Below are 16,297 nucleotides of genomic sequence, written 5' to 3' on the forward strand. Positions count from 1 at the left end.
GGCACCGCCGCGGAACCGTGACCCGTGAAGAGAGGAGGGCCGACCATGTCGAAGCGTGCCCGCAAGCGCCGCGACCGCGGCAAGAAGAAGGCGAACCACGGCAAGAAGCCGAACACCTGAGTCGCCGGCCGAACGTGCGAAGGGCGGGTACCGATCCCGGTACCCGCCCTTCGTGCGTGCTGTGGTCACGCCGTGCTCGCGCTCAGCCCTCGCGCCGGAACTCCGTGCGCCGACGGGACACCGATACGCTCGTGCCCTCCGGCCCGGACTCGACCCGTACCTGCGCCTGCTCCAGCACCGCGGAACGGATCTGGGTGCGGAGCCGGTCCTTCAGCGCCTCCGGTGCCGACTCCCCGCCGCACTTGCGCGCCAGCAGGGCCTTCAGCTTCTCGTCGATGCCGTACTCGGCGAGGCACGGGGCGCACTCGTCGAGATGGCGCTGCAACAGCCGCCTGCGTTCCTGGTCGCACTCGCGGTCCAGGAACATCCAGACCTCGGCGAGCACCTCGCTGCAGCCTGTGGTGTCACCGGCCAGCGGATTGCGCTCGGCGGGAACCTCCTCGGCGCTCACGATGCCGTCACCTCCTGGCTGCCGGCCCCGCGCACGAAACCGCGCTCCCGGGCGACGTCGGTCAGCATGTCCCGCAGCTGCCGCCTGCCCCGGTGCAGCCGGGACATCACGGTGCCGATCGGGGTGCCCATGATCTCGGCGATCTCCTTGTAGGCGAACCCCTCGACGTCGGCCAGGTACACGGCCATCCGGAAGTCCTCCGGCAACGCCGACAGGGCCTCCTTCACGTCGTCGTCGGGCAGTGCGTCCATCGCCTCGACCTCGGCCGAGCGCAGACCGGTGGACGTGTGCTCACCCGCCTGGGCCAGCTGGTAGTCCGTGATCTCGTCGGTCGGTGCCTGCAGCGGCTGACGCTGCCGCTTGCGGTACCCGTTGATGTAGGTGTTGGTCAGGATCCGGTACAGCCAGGCCTTCAGGTTCGTCCCGCGACGGAACGAACCGAAGGCCGAGTAGGCCTTCAGGAAGGTCTCCTGCACCAGGTCCTCGGCATCCGCCGGGTTCCGGGTCATCCGCAGCGCCGCACCGTAGAGCTGGTCGAGCAGCGGCATCGCGTCCCGCTCGAAGCGGGCGGTGCGCTCCTCGACCGTCTCGTCCTCCGGCGCGCGGTTACCCTCGGCATCGGCGGAACCGACCTGCTCGACCGGCTCGTTCACCGACCGATCCGGCTGTTCTGACAAGGGTCCCCTCTCCAGTGACACGGACCGCGCGCCGGTGCGGGTCACCGGCGCGGCGGTCGTGTCGGAGGGTACGCGTCCCCCGCGGTTCCGTCCGGCCACGGACACCCGGGGGGCCTCCATCACTGCTGTCGTCACACCACCGGGAACGTCACCGGCCGGACCGGCATTCCCGTAGGTTGCCTGCGGCAACCGCAGCGGGCGGGCGAACAGGGAGGTCACGGTCATGGCGGGCAGGGGCACTCCGGCGACGGCGTTGCTGGTCAAGCGCAAGATCCCGCACGAGGTGCACAGCTACACCCACGACGACCGGGAGAGCGGGTACGGGCCGGAGGCGGCCCGCGCGATGGGCCAGGACCCGGACCGGGTCTTCAAGACACTCGTCGCGGTGGTCGACGGCACCATGACGGTCGGGATCGTGCCGGTGTCGGCGCAGCTCGACCTCAAGGCGCTCGCCGCCGCGGTCGGTGCCAAGCGGGCCGTGATGGCCGAGGTCGCCGACGCCGAGCGGATCACCGGCTACGTGGCGGGCGGGATCTCGCCGCTCGGTCAGCGCAAGCGGCTCCCCACCGTGCTCGACTCCTCGGCACACGGGTTCAGCACGATCTACTGCTCCGGCGGACGGCGCGGACTCGAGATCGAGCTCGCCCCGGCGGATCTGGTGTCACTCACCGGGGCCACGGTCGCCACGATCGCGCTGTCCTGAGGGGCGCGTACCCCGCGTACCTCCGCACTGTGCCGTCCGGCCAGTAGTGTCCCTGGTCGAGACGTCGAATCCGTTGCAGGGGGCAGTGAATGGACAGGCCGGCGTGGGCACCCGACGAGGTCGACATGAACCGTCCGAGCGTCGCTCGGGTCTATGACTACTACCTGGGCGGCTCGCACAACTTCGAGGCCGACCGACGGTTCGCCGAGCAGATCCTCGGTGTGCTGCCCGAGATGGCGTCGGTCGCGCAGGCGAACCGGGCGTTCCTGCGCCGGGTCGTCCGTCACCTGTGTGCGCAGGGGATCACCCAGTTCCTCGATCTCGGGTCCGGCATCCCGACGGCGGGCAACGTGCACGAGATCGCGGCCGCCGAGATCCCGGACGCACGGGTGCTCTACGTCGACAACGACCCGATCGCGGTCGTGCACAGCAGGGCCCTGCTCGACGAGGTCGATCGCACCGAGGTGCTCGCCGCCGACCTGACCGAGCCGTCCCGGGTGCTGGACAACCCGCTGACCCGCACGCACCTGGACTTCTCCCGGCCGATCGCGGTGCTGATGGTGTCGGTGCTGCACTTCGTGCCCGACGAGGCCCGGCCGGCCGATCTGGTGCGCACCTACCTGGAGGCGATGGCCCCCGGCAGCCACCTGGTGATCAGCCACGCGACCGCCGAGGGCGGGCATCTGGGGGCCGACGAGGCCCAGAGCATCTACAACCGGGACCGGTCGCCGAACGCGATGCGGATGCGGTCGACCGAGGAGGTGGCCGAACTGTTCGGCGACCTGCAGCTGCTGGAGCCGGGCGTCGTCCGGATCCCGCTGTGGCGGCCGGAGTCCCCGGTCGGGCCGGAGGTCCAGCGCTATCCCGGCCTGGCCGGCGTGGCGCGCCGCTGAGGTCGCCGACCGGCGACGTCGACATGCACGACAGGAGAGCGACGTGGGGGATGCCGCACCGGTGGACCCGGGCGACGTCCGGCCCGAGCCGGCCGTCGAGCGGCTGACCGACGCCTGGGTCGCGGCGATCCACGCCCGTGGTTTCGTCTCGGCCGGGCGGGCGGAGCTGCGCGCGGTCCTGGCCGGAGCCGCGTACTCGATCACCGCCGTCGTCGACGGGCGGGCCGAGATCGAGACGGCCCGCGAGATCGGCGCCGAGCTGATCGGCGCGCACCTCACCGACACGGCCGCGCTGCGCTGCTCGCTGGACGTGCTGGCATCACACTTCGCCGACCGGATCGCCGATCCGGCCCGGCTGCGCCGCTTCACCGCCGGGATCGGCGCACTGTCGGCCGGCTACGCGCGGACCCTGCAGCAGCGGACCCGCACCGAACAGGAGCGGATCAGCGCCGCGGCGTTCGCGGCCCGCGGCGCCGCCGAGGACGCCCGGTGGCGATCCGAGGCCCGCTACGGAGCGGTGTTCGAGCACTCGGTGCTGGGGATCAGCGTCGCCGATGCCGGCGGGAAGGTCCTGGAGGCGAACCGGGCGCTCGCCGAGATGCTCGGGTATCCCCCGGACGAGATCGTCGGGCGCTCGGTCTTCGAGTTCATCCATCCCGAGGACACCCCGGAGATGTGGCCGCAGATCCAGGCGATGCTGGCCGGCCGGGTGAGCCACGTCCGGATGGAGAAGGCGTACCTCGGAAAGGACCGCCGCCAGGTCTGGACCGAGCTGGTCGTCTCGCTGATCCGGGACCGCGACGGCGCCCCGCGCTACCTGGTCGCGATGATCGCCGACGTCACCGAGCGGCACCTGCTGCAGTCCCGCCTGCAGCACCAGGCCGAGCACGATCCGCTCACCGGGCTGCCGAACCGGACGCTGTTCTTCAGCAGGCTCACCGCCGCGCTGGAGGCACTCGGCACCGGCAGCGCCAAGGTCGGCGTCTGCTACCTGGACCTGGACGGTTTCAAGGCGATCAACGACACCCTCGGGCACGACGCCGGCGACCAACTGCTCAGCTCCGTCGCGCACCGCATGCAGGCCGAGATCGGCGGCCTCGGGCACACCGTGGCGCGGATGGGTGGCGACGAGTTCGTCGTGCTCATCGAGAGCTGCACCGGCCCGGAGGAGCTGATCGCGGTGGCGCACACGGCGCTCGAGACCGTCCGGCGCCCGGTGGCGCTGCGCAACCGCGAGATCGTGGTCTCGGCCAGCATCGGCGTCGTCTCGTGGCCGGTACACGACTGCGCCGGCGCGAACGCACCGCCCGACGAGGGCGCCGCCGCGCTGATGCAGGCCGCGGACACCACGATGTACTGGGCGAAACGCGACGGCCGGGACCGGATCGCGGTCTTCGACCCGCAACGGCACCGGCACGACGTGCATCTGTTCGAGCTGGCCGGCCGGATGCCGGGAGCGCTGGAGCGCGGCGAGTTCGACCTGGAGTACCAGCCGCTGGTGTCGTTCACCGACGGCCGGGTCGCCGGGGTCGAGGCACTCGCCCGGTGGCGGTCGGCCGACGGCGAGCAGCTGGGCCCGGACCTGTTCATCCCGCTGGCCGAGCAGACCGGGCTGATCGTGCCGCTCGGCCTCTACCTGCTGCGCCGGGCCTGCACCGACGCGCGCGCCTGGGCCGACGCCGATCCCTCACGCGAGTTCGTGCTCAGCGTCAACGTGGCCGGCCGCCAGCTGCGCCAGGACGACGCCGTGCAGCGGATCGTGGAGATCCTCACCGAGACCGGCTGGCCGGCGCGGGCGCTGCAGCTGGAGCTGACCGAGAGCGACCTGATGTCCGCGGGCGGACAGCCGATCGCGGCGCTGGAGGAGCTGTCCCGGCTCGGTGTACGGATCGCGATCGACGACTTCGGCACCGGCTACTCGAACCTGGCCTACCTGCACCGGCTCCCGGTGGACGTGCTGAAGCTCGCCGGGTCGTTCGTGTCGGCGAAGGGCCCGCTGCCGCCGTCGGCGGACGGCTACCCCGGCCGCGACCTGGACAGCCCCGTCGTGCTGTCGGCGATGATCGAGCTCGCGCACCGCCTCGGGCTCGGGGTGGTCGCCGAGTCGGTGGAGACGGCGGAGCAGGCGACCCGGCTGCGGTCGCTGGGCTGTGACATCGGCCAGGGCTGGTACCTGTCGGCGCCGCTGCACCCCTCGAAGGTGCCCGCGATGCTGGACCGGCACTGCCGGCTCTAGACCGGTAGCCCGGCCAGCCAGTCGCGCACCGCGCCGGCCAGCCCGGCCGGGTCCTTCTTCAGGCCGTGGTCGCCGTCGAGCAGCACCACCCGGCGGCCGGGGCCGTCGTCCGGGATCCCGAACCGGTCGCTGCGGCCCTGCACCACCAGGGCCGGCACCCCGGCGCCGGCCAGCTCGGGCAACCGGGTCCGCTCGGGCTTACCCGGCGGGTGCAGCGGAAACGCCAGGCACAGCACGGCGACGGCGCCGGTGGCCGGCGCGGTCCGGCAGGCGACCCGGGCCCCGGAGCTGCGCCCGCCCTGGACCAGCGGCAGCTCGCCGCGGACGGCTTCGGCGACCGCCCGCCATGCCTCGTCGAGGTGCCCGGCCGGGGCCGGGGCCCGCCGGCCCGCCACCCGGTAGGGCTGCTCGACCAGCCCGACGTCGAACCCGGCCGCGGTCGCCGCCCCGGTCGCGACGACCAGGTCCGGGGCCTCGACACCGCCGCCGGCGCCGTGCCCGAGCAGCAGCAGCCCGCGCGGTGCACCCGACGTCGCCGGGTGCCGGGTCACCCGGGCCGGGCCGCGCGGGGTGTCGATCTCCCGGACGGCTGCGCTCACGACAGCAGATCGAGCTGGATCGGCTCGCGCACCTGATCGGCGGGCAGCTCCTCCAGCAGCTCGGGCCCGTTGTTGCGGACGCTGTTGACCTGCGACGACACCGGCCGGATCGCCAGCGCCGCGATCAGCTCCGGGGCGGGCGGGGTGAGCAGCGCGGTGACCTGCTCGGCGGACGATCCGGCGTTCGGGTCCAGCCAGGCGTCCCAGCTGCCGGGGGCGAGCACCAGCGGCATCCGGTCGTGCACCTGGCCCAGCGGGCCGACCGCCTCGGTGGTGAGCACGCAGGCGGTCACCAGGCCGTCGGGGTACTTCTCGGCGAGCTCGCCGCCCTTCGGGCGCCAGAACTCCCAGATCCCGGCCATGGCCAGGGTCGCGCCGTCGGCGTAGCCGGTGAAGTAGGGCTGCTTGGTCGGCTTGCCCGAGCCGCCGTCGGCCTTCGGCACGGCGTCGTGGCGCTGCCACTCGTACCAGCCGTCGGCCGGGAACAGGCAGCGCCGTGACGCCACCGCACGGCGGAACGCGGGCTTCTCGGTGACCGTCTCCGAGCGGGCGTTCACCATCCGGGCGCCCGCCGAGGGATCCTTCGCCCAGAACGGCACCAGGCCCCAGCGGACCGTGCGCAGCGAGCGCTCGGTGACGGTCGGATCGGGCTCCCCGTCGTCGTCGCGCGGGTGCCGCTGCACGACGACGGTGATGTCCTTGGTCGGCGCGACGTTGTAGTCCGGTCGTTGCGACGTCTCGGCCGTGGCGTCGACGGCGTGGAACTCGCCGGCCAGGTCCGCTGGGGCCTTCGTGGAGGCGTAACGGCCGCACATGCGCCCCATCCTTCCACGTGCGGAAGGATGGGAGCGTGAGCTTCTGGTCCGCACCCACGCCCGCCGCCCCGGTGACCGGCACCGTCTCGGTGCCCGGCTCGAAGTCGGTCACCAACCGTGCCCTGCTGCTCGCCGGGCTGTCCGGCGGCGCCTGCCGGGTCGACGGCGCCCCGCCGACCCGCGACACCACGCTGATGACCGGCGCGCTGGCGGCACTCGGCGTGCCCGTCACCACCGAGGGCGACACGGTGCGGACCGGCGCGCACGACGGGCTGCGCGGTGGCACGGCGCAGGCCCCGGTGCAGGTGGACTGCGGGCTGGCCGGGACGGTGATGCGGTTCGTACCGCCCGCCGCGGCGACCACCCGCGGCGAGGTGCGGTTCGACGGCGACCCGCACGCCCGGGAGCGGCCGATGGGCACGGTGCTCGACGCGCTGCGCACGCTCGGCGCCCGGATCGAGGGCGACGCGCTGCCGTTCCGGATGGGCGGCGACGAGCCGGCCCGCGGGGGCGAGGTCACCATCGACGCGTCGGCGTCGTCCCAGTTCGTGTCCGGTCTGCTGCTCTCCGGGGCCCGTTTCGAGCGCGGCGTGACGCTGCGGCACTCCGGCCCGCCGGTGCCGTCGCTGCCGCACATCGCGATGACCGTCGACATGCTGCGGGCGGCCGGTGTCACCGTGCACGACGACGAGCCCGACACCTGGCGGGTGGAGCCCGGCCCGATCACGGTGCGGGACTGGGCGATCGAGCCGGACCTGTCGAACGCCGCGGTGTTCCTGGCCGCGGCGGCCGTGACCGGCGGCCGGGTGACGGTGCGCGGCTGGCCGTCGGAGACCACCCAGCCCGGGGTGCACCTGCTGCCGGTGCTGGAACAGTTCGGCGCCCGCGTCGAGCACGGGCCGGACGGGCTCACCGTCACCGGCCCGGACCGGCTGTCCGGGGTGGACGTCGACCTGCGCGACGCGGGCGAGCTCGCCCCGACCGTGGCCGCGGTCGCCGCGCTGGCGACTGGGGTGTCCCGGCTGCGCGGCATCGGGCACGTGCGGGGCCACGAGACCGACCGGCTCGCCGCGCTGGCCACCGAGATCACCGCGCTGGGCGGCTCGGTCACCGAGACCGACGACGGCCTGCTGATCGATCCGAAGCCGCTCACCGGGCGTCAGGACCGGCCGTGGGGCGCCTACGCCGACCACCGGATGGCGACCGCGGGCGCGATCGTCGGGCTGGTCGTGCCGGGTGTCCTGGTCGACGACATCGGCTGCACCGACAAGACGATCCCGGACTTCCCCGGCCGCTGGTCGGCCTTGCTCGGGATCACCGAGGGTCGCTGACGGTGCCCCGCCACGACCGGCTCGACGAGTCCGATGTCCGGATCCGCCCGGGTCGCCGCGGTTCCCGGCCACGGAGCAAGCGGCGGCCCGCGCACGCCGACGCCTCGCGGGCGATGGTCACCGCGGTCGACCGCGGACGCTGGACGTGCGCCCCGGACTCCGATCCGCAGCGGCCGCCGGTGGTCGCGATGCGGGCCCGCGAGCTCGGCCGGACCCCGGTCGTCGTCGGGGACCTGGTGGACCTGGTCGGGGACCTGTCCGGGGAACCGGACACGCTCGCCCGGATCGTGCGGGTCGCCGGCCGGGACACCGTGCTGCGCCGCACCGCCGACGACAACGACCCCTACGAGCGGGTCGTCGTCGCGAACGCCCAGCGGCTGATCGTCGTCACCGCGGTGGCCGATCCGCAGCCGCGTACCGGGTTCGTCGACCGCTGCCTGGTCGCGGCCTACGCCGGTGGCCTGGAGCCGGTGCTCTGCCTGACCAAGTCCGACCTGACCGATCCGGAGCCGTTCGCGGCGCAGTACCGCGAGCTCGGGGTGCCGCTGGTGGTCACCGGGCGGTCGGTGGACGGCCCGCCGGCCGGTCTGGAGGACCTGCGGTCGGTGCTGGCCGGTCGGTTGTGCGCGCTGGTCGGTCACTCCGGTGTCGGCAAGTCCACGTTGGTCAACGCGATCGTCCCGGCCGCGGACCAGGCCATCGGCCGGGTGTCCGGGGTCGGCAAGGGCAGGCACACCACGACCGCGGCGCTGGCCTTCCCGCACGCCGAGGGCTGGGTCGTCGACACGCCGGGCATCCGGTCGTTCGGGCTGGCGCACGTCGGGCCGGACGACGTCGTCGCCGCGTTCGGCGATCTCGCCACCGCGATCGAGGACTGCCCGCGCGGCTGCGGCCACCTCGGGCCGCCCGCCGACCCGGAGTGTGCACTGGACGACCTGGTGGCCGCCGGCTCGCTCGGCGGAGGCAGACTCGAGGCGTTGCGCCGCATCCTCGTGGCGCTCCATCAGGGCTGACCATCAGGGCGGAGGCGATGTGCCGGAACGGCGAGCGGCACCGCTGCTGCGGGTCGTGCTCTGCGCCGTCCTGCTCACCGGCGCGCTGACCGGGTGCGCGTGGCCCGGCTCGATGGGCTCCGCCCCTCCCCCGCCGTCCGACGGCAGCACCGACACCGGCAGTGCCGACGGCACCGGCACGACCGGTACGACCCTGCCCAAGTACTACGATCCGGCACCGCTGATCGCCGACGTCGGCGCCCGCACCCGGTCGGACGGCGGTGTCGCGATGTCGGTGGCCGGGACCCTGACCGCCGATACCGATCCGGTCCCCGTCACCGGGGAGGGCTCCGTCCGGTTCGCCCCGGAGGGCGGCGCACCCGCGGTCCGCCTGGACCTGCGGTCCGGGCCGGAGGGCAGCCCGCCCGACACGACCGGGGTCGTCCGGATCGGCGAGCGCACCTGGCTGCACCCGCAGGACGCCGCGGACTGGGTCGAGCCCGGGATCGGCCCGATCGCGCCGGACCGGATCGCCGACGCCACGGTCGCCGCGAACGTCGCCGCCGGTGTCGATCCGCTGGCCGCAATCGCCCGCTACCCGGATGCCGTGCTGGTCGCCGACGCCCGCGACTCCGACGTCGACGGGACCCCGGTCGTGCACTACACGCTCGTGGTCGACCTGGTCCGGGCGATCGCGGTGGAGACCGAGCCGGCCCGGCTGGCCGCGCTGACCGCCCAGCAACAGGCGGGTGTGACCCGGATCAGTACCGAGATCTGGCTGGACGCCGACCGGCGCCCGCTGCGTGCGCGGCTGCGCCAGCAGCTGCCCGACGCCGGCACCCTGGACCTGCTGCTGCGCTACCGGGACTGGGGCAGCCCGGTCAGCATCGAGCCCCCGGTGCGGGGCTGAGACCCGGTCACCGGCTCAGTCGCCCGGCCGGCCCCACAGCCGTTCCAGCACCGCCCGCAGCGTGTCCGCGCCCACCACGCCGGGCCGGGCGAGCTCCACCGAGTCGAGCGCCTCGACGGCCGCGACGGTCACCTCCTCCAGCACGTCGGTGCCGGGGCCGGTGTCGACCAGCCCGAGCGCGACGGCGTTGCCGAACGCGGACCGCAGCCAGCCGGTGAGCGCCGGGCGCGCGCCCGGCACGGCGAGGATCGCCCGGTCCTCGGGGTGCTCGTCGAGCGCGGCGACGAGCCGCCGGTGCGCCCGGGCCAGCGCCGCCCAGAACGACGGCGGGTCCGGCGCGTCGGTCCAGTCGCCCAGCGCGGCGGCGAGCCGGGCGACGGTGTCGTCGCGGACCGCGTCGAACAGGTCGTCACGGCCGTCGAACCAGGTGTAGGCCGCCGAGCGGGAGAAGCCGGCGTCGACCGCGATCGCGTTGAGCGAAGCGCCGTCGCGACCCTCCCGGGCCAGGTGGTCGCGGGCGACGGCGAGGATCGCGGTGCGGGTCGCGGCGGGCAGCCGGTCGAAGCGGGGCAACGGCACGGTCGTCAGGCTCCCACGGTGGCCGCCGCGCGCAGCCCGCGGTCGATCCGGACGGTGTGCACCCAGTGCACCCCCCACAGCGCCAGCGCGAGCCCTCCGGTGACGACACCGACCGGGCCGGGCAGCAGCGAGGCGATCTGCAGCACGCACCAGCCGATGCCGGTGGCCAGCCAGATCCGCACATCGCCGGGAGCGGCCCGCCCGTCGGCCCGCAGAGTGCGTGCGATCGCCCGGACGATGAAGAAGTCCTCCACGAAGTTGAACGGCACCGCGAACATCCACCACACCGCCCGCGGGGACTCCGCACGCCGGTCCGGCGGAACCAGCTCGGCGAGCCGCTGCAGGGTGCGGCAGTAGAGCGCGACCAGCACCAGGAACGCGACGACGGCGAGCACCGCCCCGGCCGGGCCGAGCAGGCGCAGCTCGCCGAGGATCCCGGCGCCCCACTGCGGCGCCCACAGCGGCTGGGCCAGCAGGACGACGACGGGCAACGTCAGGACCACGGTCACCGGGCGCACGACGGCCACCTCCGATTGCGGACAACATGTGTGCACACACTGTGCACGCGCTGCGTCCAGGAAGCAACGGGATTGCCGGATCAGCCCAGCTCGACCAGGAACGGCAGCTCGGACGGGTCGTACCAGGCCAGCTCGAAGTCCTCCGCCTCGCCGATCAGGAACTCGGCATCCAGATCACCGAGGTCGGCCTTGTCGACCACCCCCGCTGCCTCGCGGACGGCGTGCTCGGCCTCCGGGAGGTCGACGTGCACCGCCGCGATCTTCGCCACCGGGACCGGGCCGGTCACCCGGACCGCGCCGTCGTCGAGATCGGGCCGCAGGGTGACGTCGTCGGTGTCCGCGGCGACGACCACCCGCCGCGGCGGGGTGCCGTCCTCACCGAGCCCGAACTCGACGGCGAGCAACCGCAGCGACGCCCGCGCCGCCTCGCTGAGCGCGGCGTACTCCAGCTCCTCGTCGTCGCCGCTCACATAGGACTCGCGCAACTTCGGGGTCAGCGCGAACCCGGTTCCGCCGAGCGGCTCGAAGGTGCCGGTGGACACGGTCCGGGCCAGCATGGGCCAGGTCGCCGGGAGGTAGATCCGCACGTGGGGTGGGTCCTTTCTCGCTACTGCCGCAGGGTGTCGAGGAGCTCCTCGAGCGACTCGTTCACCATCCCGGCGAGCACATCGATGTCGCCCATCGCGTCCCGGTCGCCGTTGAGTCCGTAGTAGACGCCACCGTCGTAGCTGGTGAGCCCGATGGAGACGGCCTGGCCCTTGGCCAGCGGCACCACCGGGAACATCTCCAGCATCTGGGCACCGGCCGCGTACAGCGGGAACTGCGGGCCGGGGACGTTCGTGACGACCAGATTGAAGAAGTGCCGGGACATGCCGCTGGCGGCACGTGCCCCGACCGCGTGCAGGGTCGGCGGGGCGAACCCGCCGATCCGGACGAGCGTGTCGGCGCCGACGGCGTCGCCGGTGTCGGTGTGCTCGCGCATCTGGTGGGTCACCTGGTGCAGCCGCACCAGCGGGCTCGGCTCACCCACCGGCAGATCCACCAGGAACGAGGCCACCCGGTTGCCCAGCGAGCCACCGGTCGCCGAGCTGGGCACGTCGCCCTCCCCGCGCACCGACAGCGGGACCAGCGCCCGCACCGACGACGACCCGCCGACCGGTTCACCGCGCGACATCAGCCAGGTGCGCAGCGCACCCGCGATCACCGCGAGCACGACGTCGTTCACGTCGCAGCCGTAGGCCGCCCGGACCTTGCGGTAGTCCTCCAGGTCGGTGCGGGCGAGAGCGAACCGCCGCTGGGTCGAGATCTCCGCGTTCAGCGGCAATCCGGGCGCCCGGCGTCCCGCGGTGCGCGCCATCGTGAGCACCTTGCCCGCGGCCCGGCCGACCTTCCCGACCGTCGCCAGCGCGTCCCCGGTGGCGACCCGGACGTTGTCCACGATCTCGGTCGGCCGGGTGATCGCCTCGCCGATCGCGTCCAGCACCAGCTGGCCGTCGCTCGGCTCCGGCCGCGGCATCCACAGCTCGTCCGGTGTCTCCCGGGGCTCGGCCGACACGTCCAGGATGACCTGCCCGATGTCGATCGCGGAGATCCCGTCGACCATCGCCTGGTGGGTCTTGGTGAGGATCGCGACCCGGCCGTCCTTCCCGCTGCCGCGGCCGGCCGACGCCGGGGCGAGACCCTCGATCAGGTACATCTCCCACAGCGGCCGGGAGTGGTCCAGCGGCCGCGACATCAGCCGTCCGACCAGGTCGGTGAGCTGGTCCTCGCTGCCCGGGCGGGGCAGCGCGGAGCGCCGCACGTGATAGGCGATGTCGAACTCGGGATCGTCGACCCAGACCGGCCGGGCCAGGTTGCCGGGCACGTGCCGGACCTTCTGCCGGAACCGTGGCACCAGCGCGAGCCGCTGCTCGATCAGCTCGACCAGCCGGTCGTAGTCCAGGCCGTCCCGTGGGCGGTCGAACACGGAGACGCCGCCGACGTGCATGGGCGTGGTCGCCTCCTCGATGTAGAGGAAGGAGGCGTCGAGTGCGGAGAGCCGGGACGGCATGGTCGAGATCCTACGTGCGCGTGGGACTCTGGTCGGCGTGACCGACCCCGCCGCCCCCGTCGTGTCCGCAGTGTCACCCAAGGACCGGTTCATCACCGTGTACGGCCGCAAACCGGTCCTCGAGGCACTCGCCGACGACGGACTGGAGGTCGACAAGGTGATCCTCGCGGACTCGGTCCGCGGTGGCGGCGAACGCGAGATCACCGCCGCCGCGCGCCGGCGCGGGGTGCCGGTGCAGCGGGCGTCGGCGCAGCGGGTGAAGGTGCTGGCCGGCAACGGCAGGCACGACCAGGGTGTGCTCGCCGACGTCGTCGCCCCGCGGATGTCACCGCTGGCGCCGTTCCTGTCCGATCTGGGCACCAGGCGCCCGGCGTCGGTGCTGGTGCTCGACGCCGTCACGAACCCGTCGAACGTCGGGATGCTGCTGCGCAGCGCGACCGCCGCCGGCCTGGACGGTGTGCTGCTCCCCCGCCGCGGCGTGCCGGCGATCGATCCACTGGTGATCAAGGCGTCGGCCGGGGTGGCCTTCTCCGCGCCGGTGCTCCGCTGCGCCACCGCCGCCGAGGGGATCGACCTGATGCACGGGGCCGGGTTCTCGGTGTTCGGGCTGGACGCGGGCGGTGAGTCACTGCTCGACGCCGACCTGCCGCCGCGGGTGGCGCTGGTGCTCGGCAACGAGACCGACGGCCTGACCGAGGCCGTCCGCGAGCGCTGCGACGGCATCCTGTCGCTGCCCCTGTTCGGCGGCGTGGAGTCGCTCAACGTGGCCTCGGCCGGAGCGATCGCGGCCTACGAGCTGCTGCGCCGCCGCTGACCCGGCCCGGTCGTCGACCAGGCGATCGCCAGGCAACCCAGCAGCAGCGCCGGGGCCAGGGTCAGTGCCCCCGAGTTGCCGCCGAGGATCCCGCCGAACAGCACGGCGCCGGCCATCACCAGCGCCAGCACCCCGGCGGCGATCCGGGTCCCCGCGGCACCGCCCGCCGCGGCGATCAGCGCGATCCCGCCGAGCACCTCCGCGGCGCCGGTCGCGTACACGAGCAGCGACGACTCCGGCAGCGACCAGCCGCCGAACGAGCTCACCCAGCCGTCGTGCTCGGTGAACTTCGGCAGCCCGTACACCACGAACAGCATCCCGACCACGATCCGCAGCACCGCAGCGAGCCAGGGCATCCTCGGATGCGCCCCGGTCCGCAGCACCGCCCGCACGGTATTCACTCCACCACTCCGTCCCGCGAAGTGCACATCCCGCCCACTCCGTCCCACCCGTAATCCGGTGCGGGTACCTACCCTGGCGTGCATGGTCCGCCGTCGCATCCCGCGCCCGTCCGAGCTCGCACCGCTGCTCCGGCCCGCACCCGTCACGCTCGACCGCACCGCGGTCCGGCTGGCCCGCGCGGCGAGCATCGGTGATCTGCGGCTGCTCGCCCGCAAGCGGGCCCCGCGGGCGGTATTCGACTACACCGACGGCGCCGCCGAGGACGAGATCGGCCTGCGCCGGGCGCGCGACGCGTGGGCGTCGGTCGAGTTCACGCCGAGCGTGCTGCGCGACGTCTCCCGGATCGACACCGGCACCGACGTCCTCGGGGGCCGGTCGGCGCTGCCGTTCGCGCTGGCACCCACCGGTTTCACCAGGATGATGCACACCGCGGGCGAGCGGGCGGTCGCAGCCGTCGCGGCCCGGTCCGGGATCCCCTACACGCTCTCGACGATGGGATCGACGACGATCGAGGGTGTCGCCGACGCCGGGGCCGGCGGCCGCCGCTGGTTCCAGCTCTACCTGTGGCGGGACCGCTCGTTCGCGCACGATCTCGTCGCACGGGCGGCGGCCGCCGGGTACGACACGCTGATGCTGACCGTCGACACCCCGGTGGGCGGCAACCGCCGCCGCGACGTCCGCAACGGTCTGTCGATCCCGCCCGCCCTGTCGCTGCGGACCTTCCTCGACGGCGCCCGTCATCCGCGCTGGTGGTTCGATCTGCTGACCACCGAGCCACTGGCCTTCGAGAGCCTCGCCTCGGGCGGTGGGTCCCCGTTCGAGGTGATCAACCGGGTGTTCGATCCGGCCCTGAGCATGGACGACGTCGCCTGGCTGCGCGCGAACTGGCCGGGGAAGCTGGTGGTCAAGGGCGTCCAGTCGGTGACCGACGCGCGCCGGGTCGCCGACGCGGGCGCGGACGGTGTGCTGCTGTCCAACCACGGCGGCCGCCAGCTGGACCGGGCCCCGGTTCCGGTCGAGCTGATCGAGCCGGTGGTCCAGGAGCTCGGTGACGACGCCGAGGTGCTCGTCGACACCGGGATCATGCACGGCGGCGACGTGGTCGCGGCCGTCGCGCTCGGGGCGCGCGCGGCGCTGGTGGGCCGGGCCTATCTGTACGGGCTGATGGCCGGCGGCGAGGCCGGGGTGGCGCGGGCGGTGGAGATCCTGCGCGGCGAGGTGGAGCGCACGATGCAACTGATCGGGGTGACCCGGGTGGCGGACCTCCGGCCGGAGCACGCACGGCTCCGTTCGTCGATCAGCGACGCTGCTCACCCGAATGAGGGACGTGCTGCGGGTGCGGAGAGCGGCTGAGCGCGCGACCATGTGCGACATGAGTTTCCTGGACAAGGCCAAGGAACTGCTCGGCAAGCACGACGACAAGGTCGACCAGGCGCTGAACAAGGCCGGGGACGCGGCCAAGAAGAAGTTCGCCGGTAACGAGCAGCACATCGACACCGCCACCAAGTTCGCCCGCGAGCGGACCGGTGCCGGTGACACGACCGCTCAGCAGCAGGGTCAGCAGCAGCCGGGCCAGGCCCCGCCGCCGCAGGGCCAGCAGCAGCCCGGTCAGGCTCCGCCGCCGCAGGGCGGCCAGCAGCCTCCGCCCCCGCAGCAGTGAGCCGGGCCGGTCACACCGGCCCGTAGCGGAACCGGCCCGGCAGCAGCCGGACCGACCACCGAGGCGCCGTCCGCGAACGCGGGCGGCGCCTCCGCATGTCACGGCCCGGCCGTGACCCCCAGCAGGATCTCCAGCTCGGCGAGGGTCGCGTCGGCGCTCACGTGCTGCACCCCGACCGCCCCGGCAGCCGCCGCTCCGCGCACGCAGGCCCCAATGTCGTCGACGACCACGCAGTCGGCCGGTGCCAGCCCGATCGCGGCGGCGGCCGCGGCGAAGGCCTCCGGGTCGGGCTTGCGGGCCCCCCGCACCGCGCCGAGCAGCACCGTGCCGAACGCCGCGGCGCAGTCGTCCGGCACCGCGTGGGCGCCGGAGAACAGGGCCGTCCGGATCCCGCCGTCGGCCGCCCGGCGGACGTAGTCGAGCAGCCGCGGGCCGCCGTCGAGGTCATCGAGGACACCGCCGTAGTCGACGATCAGGCCGCTCAGCGTCCGTGGTTCGGGCACACCGGCGACCGTACCGTCAGTCGGGTGCACCGTCAGTCGGGTGC

20 protein-coding genes are annotated in these 16,297 nt (G+C 73.8%); 10 read left to right on the forward strand and 10 right to left on the reverse strand.

Going from position 1 to position 16,297, the window contains the following annotated elements; translation table 11 throughout:
- The first annotated feature begins 45 nt into the window (after window positions 1-45).
- Window positions 46-120, forward strand: coding sequence for a 50S ribosomal protein bL37 (locus Pdca_RS38120; RefSeq protein WP_372447449.1), 75 nt, complete (start codon window positions 46-48; stop codon window positions 118-120).
- An 82-nt stretch (window positions 121-202) separates the two neighbouring features.
- Here Pdca_RS38120 and rsrA read toward each other — a convergent pair whose 3' ends face one another.
- Both rsrA and Pdca_RS27660 read right to left on the reverse strand, forming a co-directional pair.
- A complete protein-coding gene (gene rsrA, locus Pdca_RS27655; RefSeq protein ID WP_085912890.1) occupies window positions 203-571 on the reverse strand; it encodes a mycothiol system anti-sigma-R factor in 369 nt (122 codons plus the stop codon).
- Window positions 568-1,224, reverse strand: coding sequence for a sigma-70 family RNA polymerase sigma factor (locus Pdca_RS27660; RefSeq protein ID WP_085912955.1), 657 nt, complete (start codon window positions 1,222-1,224; stop codon window positions 568-570). The genes rsrA and Pdca_RS27660 overlap by 4 nt, the downstream gene beginning before the upstream one ends.
- Window positions 1,225-1,471: 247 nt before the next feature.
- Between Pdca_RS27660 and ybaK the strand changes: the two genes are divergently transcribed.
- The 3 genes from ybaK (at window position 1,472) to Pdca_RS27675 (ending at window position 5,080) form a co-directional block, all read left to right on the forward strand.
- Complete coding sequence (gene ybaK, locus Pdca_RS27665) at window positions 1,472-1,951, forward strand: Cys-tRNA(Pro) deacylase (protein ID WP_085912889.1); 480 nt, start codon at window positions 1,472-1,474, stop codon at window positions 1,949-1,951.
- Between the two features lie 89 nt (window positions 1,952-2,040).
- Window positions 2,041-2,844 carry an SAM-dependent methyltransferase gene (locus tag Pdca_RS27670; RefSeq protein WP_085912888.1) on the forward strand — a complete coding sequence of 268 codons (804 nt, stop codon included), beginning with the start codon at window positions 2,041-2,043 and terminating at the stop codon, window positions 2,842-2,844.
- 43 nt (window positions 2,845-2,887) lie between these two features.
- Window positions 2,888-5,080, forward strand: coding sequence for a putative bifunctional diguanylate cyclase/phosphodiesterase (locus Pdca_RS27675; RefSeq protein WP_085912887.1), 2,193 nt, complete (start codon window positions 2,888-2,890; stop codon window positions 5,078-5,080).
- Here Pdca_RS27675 and Pdca_RS27680 read toward each other — a convergent pair.
- On the reverse strand, window positions 5,077-5,679 hold the full coding sequence (locus Pdca_RS27680) for an alpha/beta hydrolase family protein (RefSeq protein ID WP_085912886.1): 603 nt from the start codon (window positions 5,677-5,679) through the stop codon (window positions 5,077-5,079). The two genes, Pdca_RS27675 and Pdca_RS27680, sit on opposite strands and share 4 nt — an antisense overlap.
- Window positions 5,676-6,494, reverse strand: coding sequence for an SOS response-associated peptidase (locus Pdca_RS27685; protein ID WP_085912885.1), 819 nt, complete (start codon window positions 6,492-6,494; stop codon window positions 5,676-5,678). Before Pdca_RS27685 ends, Pdca_RS27680 begins: the two co-directional genes overlap by 4 nt.
- A gap of 35 nt (window positions 6,495-6,529) precedes the next feature.
- On the opposite strand from Pdca_RS27685, the gene aroA reads away from it, so the two are divergent.
- The 3 genes from aroA to Pdca_RS27700 are packed head-to-tail and all read left to right on the forward strand — an operon-like array spanning window position 6,530 to window position 9,727.
- On the forward strand, window positions 6,530-7,825 hold the full coding sequence (aroA, locus tag Pdca_RS27690) for a 3-phosphoshikimate 1-carboxyvinyltransferase (RefSeq protein ID WP_085912884.1): 1,296 nt from the start codon (window positions 6,530-6,532) through the stop codon (window positions 7,823-7,825).
- Between the two features lie 2 nt (window positions 7,826-7,827).
- Window positions 7,828-8,838: a ribosome small subunit-dependent GTPase A gene (gene rsgA, locus Pdca_RS27695; RefSeq protein WP_232021238.1), complete on the forward strand. Its 1,011-nt coding sequence runs from the start codon at window positions 7,828-7,830 to the stop codon at window positions 8,836-8,838.
- Window positions 8,839-8,857: 19 nt separating this feature from the next.
- Window positions 8,858-9,727, forward strand: coding sequence for a hypothetical protein (locus tag Pdca_RS27700; RefSeq protein WP_085912883.1), 870 nt, complete (start codon window positions 8,858-8,860; stop codon window positions 9,725-9,727).
- A 15-nt stretch (window positions 9,728-9,742) separates the two neighbouring features.
- Here Pdca_RS27700 and Pdca_RS27705 read toward each other — a convergent pair whose 3' ends face one another.
- The 4 genes from Pdca_RS27705 to Pdca_RS27720 all read right to left on the reverse strand — a co-directional run bounded on the left by Pdca_RS27705 (window position 9,743) and on the right by Pdca_RS27720 (window position 12,874).
- Window positions 9,743-10,306 carry a TetR/AcrR family transcriptional regulator gene (locus tag Pdca_RS27705; protein WP_158092159.1) on the reverse strand — a complete coding sequence of 188 codons (564 nt, stop codon included), beginning with the start codon at window positions 10,304-10,306 and terminating at the stop codon, window positions 9,743-9,745.
- Between the two features lie 5 nt (window positions 10,307-10,311).
- On the reverse strand, window positions 10,312-10,824 hold the full coding sequence (locus Pdca_RS27710; RefSeq protein ID WP_085912953.1) for a hypothetical protein: 513 nt from the start codon (window positions 10,822-10,824) through the stop codon (window positions 10,312-10,314).
- Between the two features lie 80 nt (window positions 10,825-10,904).
- Window positions 10,905-11,411: a DUF6912 family protein gene (locus Pdca_RS27715; RefSeq protein WP_085912881.1), complete on the reverse strand. Its 507-nt coding sequence runs from the start codon at window positions 11,409-11,411 to the stop codon at window positions 10,905-10,907.
- A 20-nt stretch (window positions 11,412-11,431) separates the two neighbouring features.
- Complete coding sequence (locus tag Pdca_RS27720; RefSeq protein ID WP_085912880.1) at window positions 11,432-12,874, reverse strand: WS/DGAT/MGAT family O-acyltransferase; 1,443 nt, start codon at window positions 12,872-12,874, stop codon at window positions 11,432-11,434.
- On the opposite strand from Pdca_RS27720, the gene Pdca_RS27725 reads away from it, so the two are divergent.
- The gene (locus tag Pdca_RS27725; protein WP_085912879.1) at window positions 12,873-13,688 is read left to right on the forward strand and encodes a TrmH family RNA methyltransferase; all 816 of its coding nucleotides are present in this window, start codon (window positions 12,873-12,875) and stop codon (window positions 13,686-13,688) included. The two genes, Pdca_RS27720 and Pdca_RS27725, sit on opposite strands and share 2 nt — an antisense overlap.
- Here the strand turns inward: Pdca_RS27725 and Pdca_RS27730 are convergent.
- Window positions 13,664-14,071 (reverse strand): DoxX family membrane protein, encoded by a 408-nt coding sequence (locus Pdca_RS27730; protein ID WP_158092158.1) that lies wholly within the window; start codon window positions 14,069-14,071, stop codon window positions 13,664-13,666. The genes Pdca_RS27725 and Pdca_RS27730 overlap by 25 nt on opposite strands.
- 100 nt (window positions 14,072-14,171) lie before the next feature.
- On the opposite strand from Pdca_RS27730, the gene Pdca_RS27735 reads away from it, so the two are divergent.
- Together Pdca_RS27735 and Pdca_RS27740 are read left to right on the forward strand one after the other, a co-directional pair.
- Window positions 14,172-15,443 (forward strand): alpha-hydroxy acid oxidase, encoded by a 1,272-nt coding sequence (locus Pdca_RS27735; RefSeq protein ID WP_085912877.1) that lies wholly within the window; start codon window positions 14,172-14,174, stop codon window positions 15,441-15,443.
- A 19-nt stretch (window positions 15,444-15,462) separates the two neighbouring features.
- Complete coding sequence (locus Pdca_RS27740; protein ID WP_085912876.1) at window positions 15,463-15,750, forward strand: antitoxin; 288 nt, start codon at window positions 15,463-15,465, stop codon at window positions 15,748-15,750.
- Window positions 15,751-15,848: 98 nt separating this feature from the next.
- On the opposite strand, the gene Pdca_RS27745 is transcribed toward Pdca_RS27740, so the two are convergent.
- The gene (locus Pdca_RS27745) at window positions 15,849-16,253 is read right to left on the reverse strand and encodes an HAD-IA family hydrolase (RefSeq protein ID WP_158092157.1); all 405 of its coding nucleotides are present in this window, start codon (window positions 16,251-16,253) and stop codon (window positions 15,849-15,851) included.
- Window positions 16,254-16,297: the final 44 nt, after the last annotated feature.

Source organism: Pseudonocardia autotrophica (assembly GCF_003945385.1).
GTDB classification, from domain to species: Bacteria; Actinomycetota; Actinomycetes; order Mycobacteriales; family Pseudonocardiaceae; genus Pseudonocardia; species Pseudonocardia autotrophica.

Coding starts and splice junctions, on each gene's coding strand:
- ybaK (WP_085912889.1), top strand. CDS start 1,472: ATGGCGGGCAGGGGCACTCCGGCGACGGCGTTGCTGGTCAAGCGCAAG.
- Pdca_RS27670 (WP_085912888.1), top strand. CDS start 2,041: ATGGACAGGCCGGCGTGGGCACCCGACGAGGTCGACATGAACCGTCCG.
- Pdca_RS27685 (WP_085912885.1), bottom strand. CDS start 6,494: ATGTGCGGCCGTTACGCCTCCACGAAGGCCCCAGCGGACCTGGCCGGC.
- Pdca_RS27725 (WP_085912879.1), top strand. CDS start 12,873: ATGGTCGAGATCCTACGTGCGCGTGGGACTCTGGTCGGCGTGACCGAC.
- Pdca_RS27720 (WP_085912880.1), bottom strand. CDS start 12,874: ATGCCGTCCCGGCTCTCCGCACTCGACGCCTCCTTCCTCTACATCGAG.
- Pdca_RS27735 (WP_085912877.1), top strand. CDS start 14,172: ATGGTCCGCCGTCGCATCCCGCGCCCGTCCGAGCTCGCACCGCTGCTC.
- Pdca_RS27740 (WP_085912876.1), top strand. CDS start 15,463: ATGAGTTTCCTGGACAAGGCCAAGGAACTGCTCGGCAAGCACGACGAC.